3 protein-coding genes and 2 tRNA genes are annotated in these 5,094 nt (G+C 31.5%); 4 read left to right on the forward strand and 1 reads right to left on the reverse strand.

All coding sequences use genetic code 11. The features are described 5' to 3' along the window. Positions 1–253 precede the first annotated feature (253 nt). Positions 254–1,138: a fructose bisphosphate aldolase gene (locus HMPREF1552_RS02925; RefSeq protein ID WP_039901069.1), complete on the reverse strand. Its 885-nt coding sequence runs from the start codon at positions 1,136–1,138 to the stop codon at positions 254–256. Positions 1,139–1,464: 326 nt separating this feature from the next. Here HMPREF1552_RS02925 and HMPREF1552_RS02930 point away from each other — a divergent pair. From HMPREF1552_RS02930 to HMPREF1552_RS02945, 4 genes are all read left to right on the forward strand, one after another. Further along, positions 1,465–1,550 (forward strand) — tRNA-Leu (locus HMPREF1552_RS02930). Positions 1,551–1,580: 30 nt separating this feature from the next. Next, positions 1,581–1,665, forward strand: a tRNA-Leu gene (locus HMPREF1552_RS02935). 399 nt (positions 1,666–2,064) lie between these two features. Then, positions 2,065–2,982 carry a 1-phosphofructokinase gene (gene pfkB / locus HMPREF1552_RS02940; protein ID WP_021743580.1) on the forward strand — a complete coding sequence of 306 codons (918 nt, stop codon included), beginning with the start codon at positions 2,065–2,067 and terminating at the stop codon, positions 2,980–2,982. Between the two features lie 115 nt (positions 2,983–3,097). Continuing rightward, positions 3,098–5,053 carry a fructose-specific PTS transporter subunit EIIC gene (locus HMPREF1552_RS02945; protein WP_039901063.1) on the forward strand — a complete coding sequence of 652 codons (1,956 nt, stop codon included), beginning with the start codon at positions 3,098–3,100 and terminating at the stop codon, positions 5,051–5,053. Positions 5,054–5,094 lie beyond the last annotated feature (41 nt).

Raw genomic sequence — 5,094 nt, forward strand, 5'->3', positions numbered from 1 at the left:
ATGAGCAATCCTGCGAAAATATAAAGAGAAAAAACATAAGTAAAAATAGTAAAAACTATTATTAACAAAAAAATATAAAAAAATTTCGAAATTAACTTAATTGACAATTATAAAGAATAAATTTAATTTAAATAAATCAACTTTATTATATAATTTTTACAATATTTTAGCAATACAATTTCCAAAAATAAAAACTGACTCATCTTTCTTAAAACAAGCCAGTTCTTATATTCAATTTATTTTTTATAAAAAATTATTTTACTGAAGCTTCGTAGATTCCTTCGATTGTTGCTTCTAAAGTTTTGTTAAATTCTTCGTCACTTTGCTGTGCTGACAATCCTTCAGTTAATGCTCTTGAGAAACTTGCGATTATTCCTTTATTTTTTGAAAGAATTTCATTTGCTTTTTCTCTTGGATAACCTCCTGATAATGCGACAACTCTCACTACTCTTGGATGTTTTGTCAAATCTTCATAAAAGTTTTCAACTGTTGGCAATGTTACTTTTAACATAACATTTGAAGTTTCAGGCAATTTATCAAGATGCTTTTTGATTTCGTTCTTTAATATTGTTTCACATTCTGCTTTATCAGTATTATGAATATCTACTTCTGGTTCAATTATTGGAACAAGTCCTGCTGCAATAATCTTATTTGCAAGTTCAAATTGCTGATCTACAACTTTTTCAATTCCTGTTTGTGATGCCTTTTTTATAACAGAACGCATTTTTGTCCCAAAAATATGTCTTTCGTTTGCTCTTTTCAAAAGTTCATCCAATTCTGGCATTGGTTTCATTGTTTGAACACCATTTTCCAATTCTTCAAGTCCTTTGTCAACTTTTAAGAATGGCAAGACTCCTTTTTCTTCCCACAAGAAATCCGCTGTATATTTTCCATCGATTTTTCTATCCATAGTTTGCTCAAATAAAATAGCACCTAAAATTTTTGTATCGTTAAAAGCTGGACTCTTTATAATTCTAGTTCTCATTTTATGAATCAAATCAAACATCTCTGCATCATTTGAATATTCATTTTCATCAATTCCATATAATTTCAATGCTTTCGGAGTGCTTCCTCCACTTTGATCTAGTGCTGCAATAAATCCTTTTCCATTTCTCATTTTTTCCAATTTTTCGTTCATCATAGCTGTCCTCCTCATTTAAAATTCAGAATTTTAAAAAATTCCTTTATATATTTTTATCATAGCACTTTTTTCAAAAATGTCAATAAAAATTTATAAATAAAAAATAATAATCTATAAATATTATTTCAACCTAAAAAACGTATTTTTTAAATTAGACATTTTAATTTCCTATTCAAATTATCCTTTATCATATCTTAACTTATTTCTTTATTTTATTTACAAATCTTTTTGTTATTTAAAAACTTATCTAGAAATCAAAATAATCAAGCAGTTTAATTTGACAATTATAGCTTTTCTGTGTATAATAAATGTAAACTAAAAATGCGAGTGTGGTGGAATTGGTAGACACGCTATCTTGAGGGGGTAGTGGCTTTTAGCCGTATGGGTTCAAGTCCCATCATTCGCACCATTATTTAATTTATACATCCAGTTTTATTTAGCGAGTGTGATGGAATTGGTAGACATGCTATTTTCAGAGGGTAGTGGCAGTAGCCGTACGGGTTCGACTCCCGTCACTCGCACCATTAAATAACTTCAATCATATCTATTTATTTCATTTTTTATTGACATTGCTCTTTTGTATAGATATTTCCTGTACAGAATTTATTTTGAGCCTTTTTCAAAATTATGTTAATAAAATCTGAATATACTTAAGTTCTTATCAATAGAAATATAAACTCGTCTTCACGGCATTGATTATATATTTAATCATTTATTTTCTAATTTTTTTGCTTTTAGAAACTAAGAAAAAGAAATATTTAGATATTGTTCAATGGCTATAATATAATGAATAACCAAAACTCCTTGTTAAAGATAAAGAGCATCAAGTTTCTGAACAAGTCGGTTATCGATTTATTTGACATTTTAAGTCTCAAATGATATAAATAAATGGGAAATAATGTTTAATTTTAAGGAGGAAAATTATGATTTACACATTGACATTGAATCCAGCATTGGACTATGACATGTATCTGAAAGATGATTTACAGGCTGAACATTTAAACCTTGCTCACGAAGTAAATTATAGGGCTGGAGGAAAAGGGATTAATGTTTCAAAAGTGTTAAAAAATCTTGATGTAGAATCTACAGCAATTGGCTTTGTGGCTGGATTTGTTGGAGATTTTATTGTAAGAGATTTAAAAAAAGATAACATTAAATCTGAATTTGTAGAACTTGAAGGAAATACCAGAATCAATGTAAAAGTTAATGGTAATGACAAAGAAACAGAACTTACCGGTGTCTCACCAGAAATCACATCTGAAAAATTACAGGAGCTGACTAATAAGATTTCCGATTTAAAAGACGGAGATATCCTTGTACTATCTGGAAGTATCCCATCTTCAATCAGTAGCAAAATTTATAAGGAATTATCTGAAAATATAAAAGCAAATGTAGAAATTGTACTTGATACAAGAGGAAACTTACTGCAAGACAACATTCACAACAATCTTTTTGTAAAACCAAATATTCACGAACTAAGGGAAATGTTTAATGAAAAATTGGAAACAAAAGCTGAAATTGTCGAAAAATGTAAATTCTTTTTGGACAAAGGCGTAAAAAATGTTATTCTTTCCAGAGGTGGCGAAGGAGCATTGCTTGTAAACAAGGACTTTGTACTCGAAGCATCAGTTCCAAAAGGACAGCTAATTAATTCAATCGGAGCGGGAGACTCTATGGTTGCAGGATTTATTGCTGGATTTGTAAAAGGGCTTTCTCCAGAAGATTCATTTAGGCTGGCAGTCGCTTCGGGAAGTGCAACAGCTTATTCTTACGGACTTGCAGAAAAAGATTTAGTAAATAAATTATACAGCGAAATTGAAATTACAAAAGAAACTTTCTAAAATAAACTTAAATTAAATTTCAATTTGAGTAAAATAATGATGATTTTTGAATCGAATTTTAAAGTGGTTTTATTATGTTAAATGCAAAAATAAATTTAATAAGGATGGTATAAATATGAAAATATCAGATTTACTGATTAAAGATAGAATAAATCTGGATGTAAAATCTACAAATAAAGTAGACATTATAAAAGAACTTGCAACATTGCATGAAAAAACAGGTGTCTTAAATGACTATAACGGTTACGTTAAGGCGTTGATGGCAAGGGAAGAGCAAAGTTCGACTGGAATTGGGGAAGGAATTGCAATTCCGCATGCAAAAACAAAATTTGTAAAAGAGCCTGCACTTGCTATGGGAAGAAAAACTGAAGGAATCGACTATGATTCATTGGACGGAGAGCCTGCGACACTGTTCTTCATGATTGCAGCTCCAGATGGTGCAAACAACACTCATATTGAAACACTTGCAAGATTATCGCAATTATTGTTGGATGATGATTTTAAAGCGGCACTAGAAAATGCAAAAACTGCTGATGAAGTATTGGATATTATTAACAAGGCTGAAGCAGAGAAATTTGCAGAGGAGGAAAAGAAAGAAGAAGTACCTGTACAGACTTCATCTGATGAAAATGCTCCTTACATAATCGCAGCAACAGCCTGTCCAACTGGAATTGCCCACACTTATATGGCGGCAGAAGCACTTAAAAAAGCAGCTGATGAGATGGGAGTAAACATAAAAGTTGAAACAAATGGTGCTGACGGTAAAAAAAATGTCTTAACTGATGAAGATATTCAAAAAGCGACTGGTGTAATTTTAGCAATTAACAGAAATATTGAAGTTAACAGATTTGATGGTAAACCATTGATTCAAGTGGAAGCAAAGGAAGGTATTAACAATGCAAAAGCATTAATCCAGCAAGTTTTAGACGGAAAAGCGCCTATTTTCCATGCAAGCGGTTCTTCTACAGCTTCTTCTGAAACATCTTCATCTGAGAAAAAAGGACTTTATAAACACTTATTAAGCGGAGTTTCTTATATGCTTCCATTAGTAATAAGTGGAGGAATATTGATTGCGTTGGCATTCTTGGTTGATACTTTGGCAGGAAAAGGAAGTGCAGAAAATCTTGCTAAATCTATAAATAATGATAACCCTAGAGAAGTATATGGTTCAATCACAACATTAGCATATATACTAAAAAAACAAATTGGAGAAATTGCATTTGATTTGTTTATACCTGTTCTAGGAGGGTATATAGCATATAGTATAAGTGAAAGAGCAGGACTTACAGCAGGATTAGTAGCAGGAGCAATGGCAAAAGCTGGAGGTTCGGGTTTCTTAGGAGCATTAGCTGGAGGTTTCTTAGCTGGTTATGTTGTTAAATTTTTAGTAAAAGCATTATCAAACTTACCAAAAGCATTAAATGGATTAAAAATGATCTTGTTTTATCCTGTTTTATCTGTTTTAATGACAGGTTTAGGTATGGTTTTGGTATTAAATCCGATAGTTTCAGTAATAAATACAGGATTGAATAACTGGCTTATTTCAATGAGTGGAGCAAGTGCAGCATTGTTAGGATTGATTTTAGGCGGAATGATGGCAATAGATATGGGAGGTCCTGTTAATAAAGCAGCTTATGTATTTGGTGTAGGTTCTCTGGCAGCAACATTGTCTTCTGGCGGAAGTATTCCAATGGCAGCAGTTATGGCTGGAGGAATGGTGCCACCTATCGCAATTGCATTAGCATCAACATTATTTAAAAATAAATTTACTGAACAGGAAAGAGAGGCTGGACTGTCAAATTATGTAATGGGATTATCATTTATTACAGAAGGTGCAATTCCTTATGCGGCGGCAGATCCGAAAACAATTATTCCAGCAAGTGTTGTAGGTTCAGCAATTGCAGGAGGATTAACAGGTTTATTCAACATAAAAATACCTGCCCCACATGGTGGAATTTTAGTAATGGTATTAAGCAATAACTTCTTATTGTACTTAGTAGCAGTTATTATTGGAAGTGTCATTTCAGCTCTTATATTAGGAGCATTAAAACCTGTTATAAAAAAAGACTAAAATTTAAATATATAGTAAAACTGCTTTAAAACTAAACTCAA

This window comes from Leptotrichia sp. oral taxon 879 str. F0557 (assembly GCF_000469385.1).
GTDB lineage: Bacteria > Fusobacteriota > Fusobacteriia > Fusobacteriales > Leptotrichiaceae > Leptotrichia > Leptotrichia mesophila.

Excerpts from the sequence above, each read along its gene's own strand:
- HMPREF1552_RS02925 (WP_039901069.1), bottom strand. The coding sequence starts at position 1,138 with ATGAACGAAAAATTGGAAAAAATGAGAAATGGAAAAGGATTTATTGCA.
- pfkB (WP_021743580.1), top strand. The coding sequence starts at position 2,065 with ATGATTTACACATTGACATTGAATCCAGCATTGGACTATGACATGTAT.
- HMPREF1552_RS02945 (WP_039901063.1), top strand. The coding sequence starts at position 3,098 with ATGAAAATATCAGATTTACTGATTAAAGATAGAATAAATCTGGATGTA.